A 17,984-nucleotide genomic window follows, 5' to 3' on the forward strand; every position below is an offset into this window, starting at 1 on the left:
AGGTGCAGAATTTTCCACACGGTGTGCTTTTTAACCTTTACAGTGCTTTACTTATTCAAGACTTATTCAGACACAGGACTAATCCACCTGATCTGCATTTCCTTCAGCGATGGAATCCAACCGCTTGGAGGCCCTTCCTCAGAGACGATCATATGTATATCTGGCAAATCCATAATTTTTGCTACCGTTCGTTTCGCGATTTTGGAGCTATCCGCAAGTAGGATTGCTGTCTCAGAGCTGCGAATTAATTTTCTTGTGAATAAAGCTCGATCAAGGTCATAGCTGGTAAGCCCATTCTCCAATGAGATCCCATCGACGGAGAGGAAGGATTTGTTCACATAGAAGTCTTCCATGATTTTCTCCGCAATCGGACCCGATACGCGCAGATGCCTCGCATTCACTTCCCCGCCGATAAAAATAATTTTACCGTCATACAATCCACGCTTCTGATGATCAATAAGTGAAATTAAAGATGGAATCGAGCTGGTAAGAATCGTTAGATTCCGTTTACTCTCCAGAAACTGAATGATCTGAAGAGCCGTACTTCCCTCATCAATAATAATAACATCATTATCTTCAATTAATTCTGCAGCAAGCGCTCCAATGACACGTTTGGCCTCGGCATGGATAAACTCTCTTTCATAATGCGGGGGCTCCACTTCCACTTTGAATTTAACCGCGCCGCCATATACTTTTTTTAGTTTATTATCTTTTTCAAGCTCATCGAGATCTCTTCGAATCGTTTCCGTTGAAACGTCGAATATTTGAGATAGCTCGCTTACATTCACTTTCCCCTTCTCATTGAGCAGCGTCATAATACTTCTCTTTCTCTCTTCACCCGCAAGTGACACCCTGCTCACCCCCATTCGTAATATTAACAAGTATAGCAAACCAAGCCGGGTAAATCCTAGTATTCGCTTATCGATATTGCATCAGATTGAGGCCGCCTGCCGTTTTATCAAAAAGATGAAATTTATCATCACGAAACCGGATAAATATTGTCTCCCCTGAGCGAACCGGTGTTTCATTATCCGCTAACAATCGAATCATCGATTCAAGCTTCTCCTCCGAGTCAATCGCCTTCACAAGCTTCCCACTTCCAAGATGCTCGATCAAATCCACCTTCACCCGGATGCCTCGCGGATCCTCCCCAGTAGTTATGCTAATATCATGCGGCCTAATTCCAAATTGAACTTGTTTGCCGATATGCTCGCGATCCAGCTTCCTGCTCTCTGGCAAGCTGTATTCAAAACCATTGGTAACGACAACCTGGTTACCGGATTTCTCTTCTACAACGCCATCCACCAGATTCATCGGCGGATTACCAAGAAAGCTTGCTACGAATAGATTAATGGGCTGCGTGAACAGCTCATTGGGTGGTGCATATTGTTGGATTTTACCGCCATTAAGAATGGCTACGCGATCCGAGATCGCTAATGCTTCCTCTTGGTCATGTGTCACGATAATGGTCGTGACACCCAAATTCCGCTGTATTTTTCGAATTTCATCGCGCACGTCCAGCTTCAATCGCGCATCCAAATTGGACATGGGCTCATCGAGCAAGAGAATCTCTGGATTCTTCGCCAAGGCACGAGCCATCGCCACTCGCTGCTGCTGTCCGCCCGATAATTGAGTCGGCCTGCGATCCAGCAGATGATCAATTTGGACAACCTTGCTGATTTCACGCGCTCGCTCATAGGCTTCCTTCTTAGGCATCTTTCTTTCCCTTAGCGGGAATGCGATATTCTCCCTTACCGACATATGAGGATACAGGGCGTAGGATTGGAATACCATTCCGATGTTGCGGTCCTTTGGCTCTACATGATTCACAAGTCGATCGCCAAAATATATTTCGCCCGACGTCGGCTTCAGCAAGCCGGCAAGCATCATAAGGGTCGTTGTCTTCCCGCACCCAGAAGGACCAAGCAAGGCTACAAATTCACCCTTTTTTATTTCCAGATCCAGACCATCTACGGCTTTGCTGCCCTCTTGCTTGCCGTCATATTCCTTCACGATATTTTTGAGTGTAATCATACCTGCTTAGCCCCTCCCATGTTCACCTTCATGAATAACCGCTGCGTGAAAATATAGAACACAATAATGGGCAGCGTATAGAACAAGCCTAAGGCCGTAATCAAGCCATAATTGATAATCTGATTTTCCTTGGTGACCAGCTTCGAGAGGTAGCCTGCCAGCGTCATTAAATCATCATTGAATATGAGCAGCTTGAACAGAAACCACTCTCCGTAAGCGCCGAGAAAGGAGAAGACCGAGATAGCGCCAATTCCAGATAATACATAAGGAACTAGCACTTTCTTGAATGCTCTGAACCTCGTACACCCGTCAACCATAGCTGCCCATTCGATATCCCAAGGCACCTCATCGAAGAACCCCTTCATGATATACACACGTCCAGGAAGTGAACCCGTAATAGCGACCAGCACCACACCGACATACGTATTAACGAGATTCATCTGAACAAGAATGAAGAAGGTCGCAATAATTAACGTAATGCCCGGGAAGGATCTCATGAGGAATAGAAACTTCATCGCAGCCCGTTTTCCTTTAAAATCCAATCTTGAGAAGGCGTACGCTGTAGGCACAGAAATGCCTACCTCGATCACAACAATGAATAACGAATAAAGGAGTGTATTCATTACAATCGGCCAAATCATCGGCAGAATGACCCCGGAATAGGTTACAGGCTCCTTAACGAAATTGAAATTCTCCAGTGTGAATTGTCCCGTCGTAAAGTTCGTTGTCGCCGCGAGGAAATACCACACAACCATAGCGATAATGGGAAGTGTAAATAAAGTCATGTAGGTTTGAACGAGTGCTTTTTTCAGCGTGCTGGTCGACATCAAGTCACCTCCATTTCTACTAATCTTCGATTCTCGATGGTTTAATCAATTGATCGAAGTCGAACAATCGAATAAACAACAAGGTGAGAACGAAAGAGATCGCCACGACAATCAAGGATACAGCCGCGCCGTAGCCATAATATTTTAAATTGAAGGCTTGTTGAAAGGCGTATAAGGATAATGTTGTTGTATCCCGCATCGGGCCGCCGTTTGTAAGCAGCATGATGAAGAAGTAAGAGGACACGAAGCCAATCAAATCTGAAATGGTAATATACATGAGCGGCCATCTTAAGGTAGGCAGAATGATTCGCATAATAACCGATTTCTCACTTGCTCCATCCACACGAGCCGCTTTATATAAATCTTCAGGGATAGAGTTAATTGCAGCCGATAGCAGGATCATGCCTCCGGAAATGGTCGAAACAATTGTCGCCAAAATAACAATGGCCATCGCACCCTTCGTGAACCAGGACACCGGCTCCGAAACAATTCCGAATCGATGCATGAGGTTGTTGAGAAACCCCTCTTCGGTCGGGTCGAAGATAAACTTCCAAAAGGTTACATACACAACTGATGGAATAACGCTAGGAATAAGCCATAATACTCGGTATATAACAGCTGATACTTTCCCTTTGAGAAAGTATTGGGTGGCAATCGATATAATAAGTGCGAAGAGCAGCGAGATAGCCAATGATATCACGGCAAAAATAACCGTGTTCCACAAGATGAGAGGCAGATTATAATCCGTAAAGATCCGAGTGAAATTGCTCAGTCCGATGAATTTGGGCTTCATAGATGCATTCAAATCCGTGAAAGCCATACCTACCGTCGCTATGGCAGGCAGGATGAAGAACACAAACACTAAAAGAGAGAACGGCATAATAAACAGATACGGGTATAGCTTCTTTTTGAACGGTTTCTTATAAACCTGCTGAACTGCTGGATTCTCCATGCGCACCTTTCACCTTCTTTCTGCCTGTACTTTCTTTCTCCCTAAGGATCAGGTGCTCCGACCTGTGATCAGAGCACCTGTTGTGTGCTTCATTCCTTTTATGTTATTGAATAATAACGTGATCGGCAGGTACGTTCTGTTTCACTTCTTTTTTGAACAATTCATAAGCCTCTTCGGATGATTTGCCTTTCGTTAGAATCGCATCGACTCCAAGTGTAAAGCCTTGTACGAATGTGGCGTAATCCGGGTGAGCCGGACGCGTACGAGTGAACGAAACTAGGTAAGCGTGATCCTTGTAGAAGTCCATAGCTTTGAAGCGTGCATCCTCTTGCGCAGCAGGCGTTACAGGTAGCTTACCGCTAGCAATCGTGTGATTGATTTGCAGGTCAGGATCCATAACATGTTCAATTAATTGCTGTACATACGGCATTTTCTCATCATCTACTTTAGAGCCAACGAATATCATAGCCGGGTTACTGTAAGAAGCAGGCTTGCCACCTTTTTCCGCTGAAGGAACCGGAATCCACACCACATTGTCTTTGAACCATTTGTTATAGCCCTCAATATCATCCTTCATACCGTTTGCTTCACGCATCATTTGGTAGAATTCCGTACGCGCGAATTCAGCGAAGATCTCGCCCTTCACAAACATGGGTGCCGCTTTGTCAGTATCAATATCGCCGATTCCTTCCGATATAACGCCACGTTTTACAGAGTCAGACCAGAATGCGTATACGTCCTTTACCTTTGGCGAAAGAACCATTTTGTTCTGATCTGCGTCATAGTTGTAGAAGCCAAATGCATAATTCCAACCTTCGAATCTCTTATCTTCTACAGCAAAGCCCATTTTTACGAGCTTCTTCTTCTTCGCATCATCCGCTAGATTAACTAGATCCGAGAATATAAAATCTCCTTTGTCCACGCGATCCTTCAAGCCGTCGATTTGCTCGCCTGTCCAGCCAAGGCCCGTCAGCGCTTTGCGGCTAATAAATACCGGTGATGCATCCATATCTTGAATGACCCCATAATAATGGCCATCGTATTTCATAATGTTTGTGTAAGAATCAGGTACGCCCTTGAATACGCTGGAGTCCTTTACCCAGTCGATATCACGGATCAGACCGCCATCGCGCTCCCAACCAATATCAACACTGGAGTTCATGAAGACATCCGCTACTTTGCCTGCTGTTGCCTGAAGGACCAATTCATCGTCGTCAATGCCCGGCCACCAATCGATGTTCACTTGAACGTTCTTGGCCTTAAGATCTTCATTCAACCGTTTCTGAGCTTCGATAAAGTTGTCCTTACGTGCTCCCCAAGTATTCTCACGAACGGTAATGGTGACCACTTTAGGCTTCGTGCCGTTGCTGGCATTGCCGGCAGCTGCAGGATCACTTGATTCGTTCTTCGTCGTGCAGCCAGCCAATAACCCAACACCGATGACCACACTCAAAGCAGTAACAGTAACCTTCTTCATTTCTTTAACCCTCCTCATTAATTCTCCACGTCTCTCAAAACCATTGTACGTCTCAAATGTAAAAATGGGATTAATTCCAAGTTAATAATTTGTTTTGTTATTGTTTTATGTTAGATCTTGTTGTTTTATTACTAGACGACTTCTTCTAACGCCAATTCTATCATGTTTAATGCCTGCTCCAGCTGCTCCTGCGTCGTAATTAACGGTGGAACTAAGGTCAATACATTCCCGCCTGAAACCTTAAAACTTAGCCCTCTCTTCATACAGAGGTACATGACTTTCTCGGCAGCCTCTACTGCCTTCTCTTTTGTCTGGCGGTCGGTTACTAGTTCAATCGCAGCCAGCATACCAATGACGCGCACATCACCGATAATTACATGCTTATGCATCATTTCAGTGAGCCGCTGCTTGAGGAATACGCCCATTTGCGCAGCATGCTCAAGTAAGCCATTGTTCTCAATATAAGCAATGGTAGCCAGCGCAGCAGCGCTGCCCACAGAGCTCTTCTCATGTGTGTAATGTCCAAGCGAGATATCCTGCGCGACATCTAACCCTTCTCGCACGATAATACCAGCCATTGGGAATATCCCCCCGCCAAAGCCCTTGCCGATAACAACGATATCCGGCACGATATCATAATGCTCATGCACGAACATTTTGCCTGTCCTTCCAAACGCAGTAGGAATCTCATCGAGTACGAGCAGTACGCCGAATTGATCGCATAACTGACGCAGTCGTTTGAAATAAGCCTTTGGCGGGATCTGTACATCCGTGCTGCGAATCGGTTCCATAATAACCGCACCGATATCGCCCTCTCGCTCCAGCATGTAGGCTAAATAATCGAGACCTTTCATACCGGAATCATCACCTTCGCCTAAGATGCTACGATAGGAATTGAATGGCAGCATGTGCTCGGCTCCAGCCAGCAGCGGTCCCATCTCGTTGCGAAACACCCCCTCACCACCTACAGAAATGGCATCCAAGCTGGCTCCGTGGAAGGAATCCCAGGTCGAAACGGTCTTGAACTTCCCCGTCGCTTTGCGCACAAGCTTCATCGCAAGACCAATGGCACTTGTTCCGCCGGGTGTAAACAATACTTTGTTAAGATCCCCGGGAGCAAGCTGCGCGAGCTTCCGGGCTAACTCAATAACAATCGGACTCGTATAGCGGCGCGGCAAGAAAGGCATTTCATCCAATTGCTTCTTGACCGCATCGACCACATCACGATTCTTATAGCCAACCTGATGAACACTATTGCCGTGAAAATCCATATATTTATTGCCGTCCATATCCTCCAGATAGATGCCTTCGGCATTCGTAATGACATTCAAACAAGGTGTAGACATCGACTGATGCAGAAAGTAACGGCTATCTTCCTCTAACACCTCCATCGTTGCTGGACTTAAGTTAGCCTCCTGCCATTGCCCGCGTTCCGAAGATAAATTGACATCCCCTTCCGTTCGTTGGAAAGATTTAATCTCCACTGCACATATCCCCTTCGCTCATGCGGTTATTAATGGTTTCAATAATGTTAGGCAATTGGGACATATCTTCTATGACATAGTGGGCACCGCTGCGTATGAATTGGAGCTTGGCAGCTTCCATTCGGATCTTCAGCTCATTCGGTTCCATCTCATTTACTTCAGCCTCCGTTAATCCGAGCATCGAGCTGCCCCGTATAATACCTACCGCCCAAACCCCGGCATTCCTCGCCTCTTGCATATCGGATTCCGTATCACCAACCTTGATGACCTGTGTCGGCATCCCCATATCCAGGCTGATGATATTGGCATAAATCATATAAGGATACGGCCGCCCTTTACCCTTCACTGAATCAGGAGTAAGCCAGTAATCAGGCGCATAACCGTTCTCCTTTGCCTGCTCCACAACAATCCGCATCATGGCATCGTTATAGCCAGTCGTTCCGCCAATCAGCAGTCCATCTTCCCGCAGCTGATTGATCGTATCAACCACATGATTGATTGGCTCAGCAAACCGATGCAGGATAGCTAGCAGCTTGGGTTCAAACTCTTCATGCATCGCATCCACATCATCATTGGTAAAGGGATGGCCCATCCTTTCCTCGAACAGCTTGCCGATTCGCGGCATCTGCAGCATGGTCTTAATGTGATCCCATTTCAAAACGCCCATCGGAGCACGAACTTCCTCCATTGTCGGTTCGATCCCTTTAGACCGGAAGATCTCCAAAAACACGTAAACCGGTGCCATACATCCATAATCAACAGCCGTTCCTGCCCAATCCATAATAATGCCTCTTACTTTCATCTCCATGATGCCTCCTACATGCCTTGGACAAGATTTCTCGCCCATTTATTTGATCGATATCTGAAATATCCGGAATTTCACATCTAAGGTGCTGTTCACGTTCTTCTATTCCAAATCAGCCGGAAATATTGGATTCGACCAGGCTCTATTTCCTTCAAAATCGATGCATTCCACGCGGATATACTGTTCTTGACCTTCCACTCGGTAGGAGCCGCTGCTAATGGGCGAAGCATCCTTGTTATACAGCGTGCACCCATTAAACGGATGGGTAATAAATTTAATAAATTTCACCGGGGAACAGGCAACGCGCAGGAATCCTTCTTCTACACGAAGATCATAGATTTCCGGACCATTCGATGAATAGTAGCGGCCGCTCTTCACGGTATCTATAATGGACTGCTGCTCAAGCTTTTCACTTTCTACAGCAATCCATCCACCGAAGAACTCGGAGATAGCTATATTCATTTCTCCGCGATGAGCATCATCCGTCGCCACTGCGAAAACCTTTCGGCCGTTCTTGAGCAAGTAATCCCAATGATGAACACCATAACCAGCCGCTTCATCAAGCTCCGACTGATGGTTGTAGATTTCAACCGCGCCATAACCCTGCAGCTTCAACAGATCCTCCGGCTTGTTTCTGGACCATTCCGGATGGTTCATGATGACCAGGTTTCCTTTAATCCGCATTTCGTCGATCAAACTTTGAATGGTTTCCAGATCTACATAATCCGGCATTATATGCACTTCATCATGTTCAAATTCACAATTCGAACCTAGTGATTGATCGAGAAGACCGTGGATATGATACTGCTGCCCCGTCTCTTTCCAGCTCATTTCACAGGCCATTTCATAGCCATCCAGCATAATGAAATGTTCATCGTCGTAAGCATTGGATTTGAAATAAATCTCATGATCACTCAGACACAAGAACGCATAGCCTTTCTCCTTATAAGCGTTAATCACAACTTCAGGAGCGTAATGTCCGTCGCTTCGCGTAGAGTGCGTATGAAGGTTACCTTTATATTTGCGCTGATTTCCGTCCAGATAGATCATTGTTTTCATTATTTTTGAGCCTCCTCTAAGAGATCTGTAACAAACACCGGATTAGACCAAGCTACATTTCCTTCAAAATCGATGCATTCTACACGGATATAAGTCATTTCCTCGTCAATAGGCATAGATGCGCTGGTCATAGGCTCGCCGCTATCGAATTTACCCAGGAAGGGTCCACGCAGTGGGAAAGCCTTGAACATAATGAATTTACAAGGCGAGCATTCAATCTTGAGCTGACCCTCCTCGACCTTCAAGCTATGAATCTCAGGACCGGTACTGGAGTAGAATCTCCCTTCCTTCAAGCTCTTCACAATCTCATAATGTGTGAGCGCCTCGGATTGAACCTGTACCCAGCCTCCGCCGTACTCAGGAATTTTCCAGTTCTTATAATGTCCATGCGAATCATCTGCTGCGATACCGAATACCCGCTTACCGTTTTGCAGAGCATGATCCCAATAAGCCGCGCCGTAGGAGCTGGCCGTCGACCATTCTGTTGAATGGTTATAGATCTCGATAGCGAAGAAGTTATGATAGTTGACCATATCGTCAAAACGCGTCAAATGCCACTCTGGATGGTTGAACACCACCAAATTGCCGTGAGCGCGCATCTCATCGATAAGCAGCTGCGGTGATTGCTCCCCTGTCCAAGGAATGGGAGTCAGAAACGGCTGCAGGTGGCCGAATCTCTCTTGCTCCGGCTCTACCGTAGGATCATCTATAACACCGAAATGATAGCCCGGATCTTTATCCGGTACATGGTTCAGTCCGCCTCTTTCCATTCCTGGAATGGTAATAAAATGATCCGAATTAAATTCATCCGTTCTCGTAAACACTTCATGATCGCTTATCGAAATGAAATGATAGCCCTTTTCCTTGAATACCTCTACGACCTTCGCCGCTGGAAGCCGTCCATCTGACCAATCCGTATGCAGATGCAGGTTGCCCTTGTACGTCGGCTTGCTGCCATCCAAATAAATGCTGTTCTTCACGTCAATTCCTCCCCTTGCACGAAATTGGTTTTGTGTTTATTTTAGTTGTATTATGTTGTTTGTATTCATCATACTGCGTGAAAAATATGATTTCAAGCGATTCTTTAATATTTAATACTGTGTTAACACTCCATCCTTTCCATTTCGCATAAATCCCCATTATACCTGAATTTTTGACAATAAAATCGCTCTATTTACTAACTCAACATAAAGTATTAACAACCATTTAACAGGAAGGAAATGGATAACACCATCTAATCAGTATCACAAGAAACAACATTTTATATCAACAAAAAAAAGCCGCAAGCCTGCGACCTAAGTGGTCGTTAGACTTACAGCTTAGTTACTTCATTTCTATCCCTAGCTCTGCTGCGCGATTAAGAGTTTCCGCAGTAAACTTGCTTTTTTTATACTGCTGTTCAATTTCTTCCTTCGTCATCGGAATCCAGCGAAAATCCTTATTCAGATAGATCATAACCTTATGTCCCCAATCCACATGGATGGTCCGATTGTTCACTTTCTTAATTTCACCAATCTTAGATACCACATGTCCGATAGTAACAATGCAATACTTTCCTAACAAGCTATCCTTCATCATTTGCTCTCCGTTTCGTTTCGAGTTGATTGTAGTATATGATTTTAACGGTACGATTACAATCCATTGTTACTTAAAGTGCCTATTTGGGTAATAAACACTCAACGATAAATCCTTTACTTCATGCTTGGCATGAATCAGAAAGAAGACTATCCACTGCAGCAGATAGCCTTCTTTCTGTATGATGATAAACAAGAAGAAACGGCTTACGCCGTCCTTGGCGGCGAAGCAAGTTTCTTCCTTCTGAAATATAAGCAAAGTATAGAGGAAACTTATACTGTCTTATATTTAAATAAAACTGCCCCCCGGTCACTTCTGACCATGAGGACAGTCCACTCGCTGCTCTCGTTCTATTTCATGCACATGAGCCTCAGATGTATCGGATTAAGCGGATTTTCTCATCATTTGGGAAAAGGTTAGTTAAAGTAATCCTCAAGCCCCTTCACAATAGCGGCCGCGGCTTTCCTCTGATAGCTGGATTCTCGAACGATCTTCTCGTCCTTCTCGTTAGACAAGAAGCCTAGCTCGACAAGGGCTGAGACGGTATTATTCTCCCTCAGAACGTGATAATCCCCATAGGATACGCCGTTGCTTCGCAGACCGATTCCTTTTCCAAGCTGACTGTTAATGGCATGGGCTAGAGGACGATCCTTTGTTTCAGAGTAATAAAAGGTTAGCGTTCCTGTGTTCTTCTTCTCCGATGAATTATAATGAACGCTAACGAAAGCATCAGCATGAGCGGCATCACTAATTCGTACCCGCTCTTCAAGCGATGGCTTCTGATCATCCTTGGTTCGGGTCAAAATGACCTTAGCACCGCGTCTACTTAGCTCATCACGAATATAGAGTGCCGTGCTTAGCGTTAGATCCTTCTCCAAAGTCTTCTTCTTGACTCCGATCATTCCAGGATCATTACCTCCATGACCAGGGTCAATGACTATGACTTTACCTTTAAGTCCCTTTACCTGTGACTTCACCGTGGATGTACCCTTGCCTATGTATCGTTCATCGACCCAGCCAACTTGCCCAGAGGACGTACGAATTTGGACCCAACCGTCGCGTCTGCTCAAGATGGTCACCTGCTCACTCTTAACCAAGCTTCCAACTACTTTATAGTCAGAGCCAGCTCCGGACCGGATCCGTAGTGAGTCTGCGAGCACATTCGCTTGCTTGGTTGTACCATTCTTCTTACCGTCTGTCGACTTGACTTCCTTATCGTCACCCGTGACCGTTTGGCTGCCATCTACCCGCTTCGTATAGTAGCCAGCTACCCAGCCGTTAATCTTCTTGTATGAAACCTGGAGCCAGCCATTCTCTTCCACGGAAACGGTAACGATATCACCGAGCTTCAATGTACCTGCTATCGAGGCTTGCTGTGAAGGCTCGCTTCGAACATTAAGTGAACTGCTGACAACCTTAGCTGTATAATTTCCCTCTGCTTCCGCTTTGGTTACTAGGCTTCCACAAACGCCAAATAATAGGAAGAAAACGACAGTCATGTTCATGAATATTCTCATTGAGAGTCCCCTTCATATAGGCAATGATAGAAAAGATAGGACTCTATTATATCAGCAACTCGGAATTGTGAATAGAAACATAATGAGTATTTCGCCTATATATTTACAAACTCATTCGCTGCTGCCTTATATTTTCATACGATAAATCGCTTTGTTTTCTAAGCCTCTGATGTAAGGTGTCCACTCTTCCGTCTCGGAAGTTGTTAACAGCGCATCCTCTACCATTTGCAGCTTGGCATCCATTGCATCGATATGATGCAGCGCTACTGCCTCAGCCGTCTGCGGCTGAACCGGACTTCCCCATTCACCAAGGTTATGGTGGGAAAGCACCAAATGCTGCAAGCCAAGCACCTTCTCGGACTCCAAATCGATATTGGAACGAATAGCAGCTTCCGTGATCCAATTCGACGCCATGGAGATATGGCCGATCAGCTTGCCTTTAATGCTGTAATCCGACACGATGCCGAGCTCAGCAATCATCTCCTCTGGCTTCGCAATATCATGCAGAATGATGCCCGCTTTTATAAAATCTGCACTTAGGAACGGCCGCTGCTTGCATAGAAATTCACCGATTTCCAGCATCCGAACCATATGATAAGCTAGTCCAGCAAAATAGGCATGGTGATGTGTCTTCGCAGCCGGATAATGCGCAAGCTTCTCTTCTACTTTGCTCACGCAATAAGTGACGAGTGTCTGAATCTCTTGATCACCGATACTAGCAATAACCCTCTTAATCGTATGGATGAGATCCTCAGCATTCATAGGCGCGGAGCGGATAAAGTCGGTCAAAGAGACCCCGTCCTCTACCGTTGCCAGCCGCATTTTGGTGATTTTAATCTGCAATCGTTCCCGGTAGGTTTGGACAAGGCCCTGTACTTTTACGAGACCCATAGGAAAGAAAGTCTCCTTATCCGTTGATGATACCTCCCAGAGCTTAGCCGAGAGCTGACCACTAGAATCGCATAATACGATATCAAAATAATCCTTGGCAGGCGTGTTATTGGTTTGTTTGACTTCCAGTTCCTTCAATAGATAAAAGCCGATAAATTCATCTGTACTCTTCATTTGTTTAATCAATGTCATGAAATTGCCTCCTAAACTTATTACTACCATTATACACGGCAAACGAGGTGCAGGTTGTATGCAATCTGCTGGAACCCGCAATTCGATGCCAAAACGCTTATCCATGATTGCTCCGACTCGTTTATCATGAATTCAAAAAATGATATAGTAGATCTACTATATTAAGGGTGGTGCTTGTATGTTTCAAGCTTTGCAATATGAAGGGACACCGGAACAGAAGATGAACCTCCTTCTGCAGCAGCTAGAGGCGTTAATCGAGGATGAGCCGAATGCAATTGCCAATCTCGCCAATGCCTCGGCTTTATTAGCACACTTTCTAGAAGGAATCAATTGGGTTGGATTTTATCTAGTTGATCAGGAAGAGCTTGTTCTGGGTCCATTCCAGGGACTTCCCGCTTGCGTGCGGATCCCTTTTGGCAGAGGCGTATGCGGTACAGCAGCTGCCAAACGCGAGACGATTCTCGTGCCGGATGTCCATGAATTCCCCGGCCATATCGCTTGCGATGCCGCTTCACAATCCGAGATTGTCATCCCTCTGCTGAAAGACGGTGTTCTGCTAGGGGTGCTTGATATTGATAGTCCACAGAAGAACCGTTTCAGTGAAATGGATCAGAAGAACCTTGAACGTTTTGCAGCACTTCTGGAGAAATATTGGAGATAACAAACAAGCCCCCAACACCGTTCAATTGCAGAACGGATTGGGGGCTTGCTGCTGTTAGCAGGGTACTGAGTGATTCTTCGTTATGATCAATTATTAATTAAATCGTGATGTCTTATTTAGAAGCTTGAATCGCTTGCTCCAAATCTTGCAAAATATCGCGAATCGATTCGGTTCCAACAGATAGACGGATAAGTCCTGGGGTTACTCCAGCTGCAAGCTGCTCCTCTTCCTTCAACTGAGCATGCGTCGTACTGGACGGATGAATAATGAGCGACTTGGAATCACCCACATTCGCAAGATGAGAGAACAGCTTCACACTCGAAATGAGTTTCTTGCCTGCCTCGGCACCGCCTTTAATACCAAAGGTAAGAATCGCGCCTTGACCTGTAGGTAAATATTTTTGCGCCAGTTCAAAGGAAGGATGACTTGGCAGACCTGGGTAGCTTACCCACTCAACATCCTCATGACTCTCTAGATAACGAGCAACCTCAAGCGCATTGGAGCTGTGACGCTCCAAACGAAGATGCAGTGTCTCTAATCCTTGCAGCAGCAGGAAGGAGTTGAATGGCGATAGCGACGCACCCAAGTCACGAAGAAGCTGAACGCGTGCCTTAATAATATACGCGATTGGTCCAACGGCTTCCGTATAGACAACTCCGTGGTAGCTTGGGTCCGGCTCTGTTAGGCCTGGGAACTTTCCGCTTGCCTGCCAATCGAATTTGCCGCTGTCAACAATAACCCCACCGATCGAGGTTCCATGTCCGCCGATGAATTTGGTCGCTGAATGAACGACGATATCCGCACCATGCTTAATAGGCTGCAGCAGATAAGGACTTGGGAATGTATTATCCACGATAAGAGGAATCCCATTCTCATGGGCAATTGCCGCAACGGCTTCAATGTCCAGCACATCGCCTTTTGGATTGCCAATTGTTTCACCGTAGATCGCTTTTGTTTTATCCGTAATCGCAAGGCGGAAGTTCTCTGGATTGCTGGAATCAACGAAGGTTACTTTGATACCCAGCTTAGCGAAGGTGTGCGCGAACAGATTATAAGTTCCTCCATACAACGTAGCGGAGGATACGATCTCGTCACCTGCACTGGCAATGTTCAGGATGGATATCGTAATCGCCGCTTGACCCGATGCTACACCAAGTGCCCCTGCCCCGCCTTCAAGCGCAGTAATGCGCTGTTCAAAAACATCCGTTGTCGGATTCATGATCCTCGTATAGATATTGCCAAATTCCTTCAAAGCAAATAAATTAGCCGCATGCTCGCTATCGCGGAAGCCATACGAGGTTGTTTGATAAATCGGCACCGCCCGCGATAAAGTCGTCGGGTCGATCTGCTGCCCCGCATGCACCGCTAATGTTTCTAATCCGTAATTGTTTTCTTCGCTCATTTTCTTTCCTCTTCTCATTGTTATTTTAATAAATGGCTGGATGCTAATTTACTGCTGCTCATACTAGATGCCAACTAAAATTTTAACCATTTATTCCTATTAATTTACTTGGTATTAGACTACCATGTTGAACAACTGCCGTCAATACTTTCCAGCCACTACATTACATATTCGTGATAAATGCCACCATCTACCTTGCTTCCGACGTGATGGCGCTAAACACATTAAAGCCGTCCCTCTAGCGCTTCAGGCTCTAGGGACGGCTTTAATGGTGACTATATATGTTGAACTAGAGATATAACAAGTGAGTGGAGCAGATGGATGATTCTGGAGAAGCGTCAGCGTTCGCCTTTGAGACCGGATTTCCCCCTTATCAGGGGACAAAACAAGAAATCCGGTCTCAACAGCGATCGGAAGAACATTCCATCTGTGCAGCGGCTCATTGTTCGTTTCTTAAGTTCAACTTATATAGTTTGGACATTCAAATGTTAATTGAATGTGAGACTAACTTGGCACTACTATCACAGCCTCGGATCAATCTCTTTTTCCTTAGACACCTCGAACAGCAGGTTCGCTACTGCTCCTTTAAACACGTCATTGTCAGGATTAATCTCGCTCAACTTGATAGATAGCAGCTTATTCCCTAACTGATGCTCACTGGCTGATGTGCGCAGCTTCGAGCTAATGTTCTTCTGTTTCATCAGCTTATTGTACTTGTGAGGGAAACGGTAATCGTATCCATAGACGATAGACAGATAGTCAGCATTGCGGACCTTCATATGGGGAACGCTGCCTTCCCTTACAACCTCGGGTTTAATAACAACGCCCTCCATATGGTTTGCCACCGTCAGCTTGGAGAAATAAAGCTCCGCCTGCTCATAGCAATCGGGATCCGAGAGGTTCACTACCAAGCACTCTTCCTCTGATACGAAGCGATACATCCTCGAGGTTGTCCAGTCAGGAATTTGCTCTTCCCCATTCTCATAAACAATCTTCAATATGGCAAAAGGTTGATACGCCAGCTCAGCGTCCAGCGCATATAATTCCAGCTGTTTCTTATAGGTTTGATACGCCTTCACATGATCGCTCAAAGGGACATTCGTCTTCCCCACCTCACGAACATACTTATAGTTCTGATAGACACTCGACCCGTATTTATCGCTTAACTCTGACTTGGAGATATGATATTGATCCTTCTCGAAGCCGCTAGCTTCATAGGCAAGCGTCAGTTTGGAGTAAGCTTGTTCAAAGCCGCTATGCTGCAGAAATTCCAGCTCTGTCTCCAGCGCCTTCTCGATCGGCTTGAACTGCTTCTGGATTAACCCATCACCCAAAGCCTTCCACGGTAAAAGCTCGCCATCGAGGATAAGCATCTCAATGGCATGACTCTCCATATAATCTCCGAATTTCTTGAGCAGCTGCGCATAAATTCCGGATAGATCGACTTGGCTGATCTTGTAGCCATTACGACTGACACCGTAGGATTGTGTGACATCCTTATGCAAATAAATATTGCAGCGTGAGCCCATATACTTAGGCTGAAGTACAACTTCCTGCTGTCCTTGCTGTACAAAATAGTCCAGACCTCTCCGCAAGGACTCCAGCTCACCCGCGGCCTCATCCTTGTTGGCAGGTGACATCGTTCCGGAGATAAAGTTGATTTTATTCCGTGAGCAATAGTGCAGTCTTCGAATCTCTTGATTGTCGAGATCCTGGATAGAGACCTTTCGAGCCTCTTGGAATAATACAGGCAGCTCTTCGGTCAACTCAGCTTGCTTGGACTTATGAGACTTGAAGAATGGCTTGAAGGAGATGCTTACCGCTGTCAGCATATTGCCATGTACACTGCCAGAGTCAATATGAAGCTTATTCTTAATACGGAAAGCCTGCTTCGCTGCAATATGCCCAAACACATGATAAGGGTGATTTCCTACCGCTTCTTCCCTGAGGAAATCAAGCTGCTCCTGCAGCGGAGCATTACGATTCACTCTATAATTGCGCTGATGGCGAATCGAATTCGAGTCTAGCTTACCGAGGTATTTGTTCATACATGGCGCATGGGTAACATAGAATGACGGCCCTTGCGCACCATTCAACCGGAAGAAGGGTTTGGATTTGGCCACAAGCGCTTGGAATTTCTCCAGCAGCTCCCAATCCTTCAGCAGTGCCTGGGTAGAATCAAAGTACGTATGAAGAAATTCCTCATCCACTCCCTTGATCTCACCTCGAATAAATTTATCTACGAAATTCTCATGATTGCCAAGTACAAATAGAAAATGCTCCTGATTCTCATAGAGGAACTCCACAATAGCCTTCGTATGCTTGCCTTTATCGATCCAATCTCCTGCCAGAATAAGCTTCGTATCCTGAAGATTGGACTCGACAACTAACTTATTCCCTTCAATCTTGTACCCATAATCAAGCAGCAGTCCTTGAAGTTCGTGAATGCACTCATGCACATCTCCGATAATAATGTACTTCTGATTGTTCGGAAGGATCGTAGCACAGTATGCATCCAGATCCTCCACTACCACTTTGTAGTCGGGATTCGCCTGCTGCTCCGTGACTGAATAGAAATCCTTCGCACGGATTTTGTGGATCTTCGAGTAGCCCTCTCTTGAGAGGGAGCCTAACACATCCTTTTTCAAACGATTCAAATGATTGGTAATAAGCTTCTTCGAACGGTCAGAGGCATAGTAGTCTTCGCGGTTGCGATAGTCGAACAAGATCACCTCAACGTTATAGTTGTTCTCATAAGCAATGTCTCGGATCTTCCCGCGGAAGTCCTCTGCTAGACCAGTAGTATCTACGATGACAAACTCCGCATTAATGGGAAAGGATGTCGACACTTTCAATCGCTCGAACAAGAGATGAAAGGCCTGCGAGCTTGCCTCCAGCATAACATTGTCGTATTTATCGTAATCAAACCCAAGAATCTCTTGGCGAATGCTATCCGACGAGATATATTGCACATTGGATTTACTGTTCTTACTTTCATCAGCAAATTTTAGCTGCGGCATAAGGACTTCCTTTGCAAAGGTTGTTTTGCCGCATTCCGTTGATCCGATCATTAGAAAAATCGTATGAACCTTCGTTTGAATCTCCACT

16 protein-coding genes are annotated in these 17,984 nt (G+C 45.5%); 2 read left to right on the plus strand and 14 right to left on the minus strand.

Translation table 11 applies throughout. From position 1 onward, the window contains the following. Positions 1 to 62: 62 nt before the first annotated feature. The 10 genes from EKN16_RS17750 to EKN16_RS17795 form a co-directional block, all read right to left on the minus strand. Positions 63 to 866: a DeoR/GlpR family DNA-binding transcription regulator gene (locus EKN16_RS17750; protein ID WP_221226754.1), complete on the minus strand. Its 804-nt coding sequence runs from the start codon at positions 864 to 866 to the stop codon at positions 63 to 65. A 52-nt stretch (positions 867 to 918) separates the two neighbouring features. After that, positions 919 to 2,034: an ABC transporter ATP-binding protein gene (locus tag EKN16_RS17755; RefSeq protein ID WP_125660052.1), complete on the minus strand. Its 1,116-nt coding sequence runs from the start codon at positions 2,032 to 2,034 to the stop codon at positions 919 to 921. Then, entirely contained in the window at positions 2,031 to 2,861 is an 831-nt protein-coding gene (locus EKN16_RS17760) for a carbohydrate ABC transporter permease (RefSeq protein ID WP_125660055.1), read from the minus strand. Before EKN16_RS17760 ends, EKN16_RS17755 begins: the two co-directional genes overlap by 4 nt. Positions 2,862 to 2,880: 19 nt before the next feature. Further along, positions 2,881 to 3,813, minus strand: coding sequence for a carbohydrate ABC transporter permease (locus EKN16_RS17765; protein ID WP_125660058.1), 933 nt, complete (start codon positions 3,811 to 3,813; stop codon positions 2,881 to 2,883). A 103-nt stretch (positions 3,814 to 3,916) separates the two neighbouring features. After that, positions 3,917 to 5,290: an extracellular solute-binding protein gene (locus EKN16_RS17770; RefSeq protein WP_164522855.1), complete on the minus strand. Its 1,374-nt coding sequence runs from the start codon at positions 5,288 to 5,290 to the stop codon at positions 3,917 to 3,919. A gap of 131 nt (positions 5,291 to 5,421) precedes the next feature. Next, on the minus strand, positions 5,422 to 6,774 hold the full coding sequence (locus tag EKN16_RS17775) for an aspartate aminotransferase family protein (protein ID WP_125660064.1): 1,353 nt from the start codon (positions 6,772 to 6,774) through the stop codon (positions 5,422 to 5,424). Next, positions 6,764 to 7,582, minus strand: a complete 819-nt coding sequence (gene phnX / locus EKN16_RS17780; RefSeq protein WP_331852352.1) for a phosphonoacetaldehyde hydrolase — start codon at positions 7,580 to 7,582, stop codon at positions 6,764 to 6,766. The genes EKN16_RS17775 and phnX overlap by 11 nt, the downstream gene beginning before the upstream one ends. Positions 7,583 to 7,681: 99 nt before the next feature. Next, a complete protein-coding gene (locus tag EKN16_RS17785; RefSeq protein WP_125660067.1) occupies positions 7,682 to 8,638 on the minus strand; it encodes a PHP domain-containing protein in 957 nt (318 codons plus the stop codon). Then, positions 8,638 to 9,618, minus strand: a complete 981-nt coding sequence (locus EKN16_RS17790; RefSeq protein ID WP_125660070.1) for a CehA/McbA family metallohydrolase domain-containing protein — start codon at positions 9,616 to 9,618, stop codon at positions 8,638 to 8,640. Before EKN16_RS17790 ends, EKN16_RS17785 begins: the two co-directional genes overlap by 1 nt. A 343-nt stretch (positions 9,619 to 9,961) precedes the next feature. Continuing rightward, on the minus strand, positions 9,962 to 10,216 hold the full coding sequence (locus EKN16_RS17795) for a hypothetical protein (RefSeq protein ID WP_125660074.1): 255 nt from the start codon (positions 10,214 to 10,216) through the stop codon (positions 9,962 to 9,964). A gap of 129 nt (positions 10,217 to 10,345) precedes the next feature. Here EKN16_RS17795 and EKN16_RS17800 point away from each other — a divergent pair, with 129 nt between their 5' ends. After that, the gene (locus EKN16_RS17800; RefSeq protein ID WP_125660077.1) at positions 10,346 to 10,633 is read left to right on the plus strand and encodes a hypothetical protein; all 288 of its coding nucleotides are present in this window, start codon (positions 10,346 to 10,348) and stop codon (positions 10,631 to 10,633) included. Here EKN16_RS17800 and EKN16_RS17805 read toward each other — a convergent pair. Together EKN16_RS17805 and EKN16_RS17810 are read right to left on the minus strand one after the other, a co-directional pair. Further along, complete coding sequence (locus EKN16_RS17805) at positions 10,630 to 11,730, minus strand: N-acetylmuramoyl-L-alanine amidase family protein (RefSeq protein ID WP_125660080.1); 1,101 nt, start codon at positions 11,728 to 11,730, stop codon at positions 10,630 to 10,632. The genes EKN16_RS17800 and EKN16_RS17805 overlap by 4 nt on opposite strands. 126 nt (positions 11,731 to 11,856) lie before the next feature. Next, the gene (locus EKN16_RS17810) at positions 11,857 to 12,813 is read right to left on the minus strand and encodes a 3'-5' exoribonuclease YhaM family protein (protein WP_125660083.1); all 957 of its coding nucleotides are present in this window, start codon (positions 12,811 to 12,813) and stop codon (positions 11,857 to 11,859) included. 178 nt (positions 12,814 to 12,991) lie between these two features. Between EKN16_RS17810 and EKN16_RS17815 the strand changes: the two genes are divergently transcribed. Then, positions 12,992 to 13,474: a GAF domain-containing protein gene (locus EKN16_RS17815; protein WP_125660086.1), complete on the plus strand. Its 483-nt coding sequence runs from the start codon at positions 12,992 to 12,994 to the stop codon at positions 13,472 to 13,474. Positions 13,475 to 13,586: 112 nt separating this feature from the next. Here the strand turns inward: EKN16_RS17815 and EKN16_RS17820 are convergent, their stop codons facing one another. After that, complete coding sequence (locus tag EKN16_RS17820; RefSeq protein WP_125660089.1) at positions 13,587 to 14,876, minus strand: homocysteine synthase; 1,290 nt, start codon at positions 14,874 to 14,876, stop codon at positions 13,587 to 13,589. Positions 14,877 to 15,397: 521 nt separating this feature from the next. Next, positions 15,398 to 17,983, minus strand: coding sequence for a metallophosphoesterase (locus tag EKN16_RS17825; protein WP_125660092.1), 2,586 nt, complete (start codon positions 17,981 to 17,983; stop codon positions 15,398 to 15,400). Between the last annotated feature and the right edge of the window lies 1 nt (position 17,984).

Origin of the sequence: Paenibacillus baekrokdamisoli, assembly GCF_003945345.1 — a bacterium.
In the GTDB taxonomy this organism is placed as follows: domain Bacteria; phylum Bacillota; class Bacilli; order Paenibacillales; family Paenibacillaceae; genus Paenibacillus_Z; species Paenibacillus_Z baekrokdamisoli.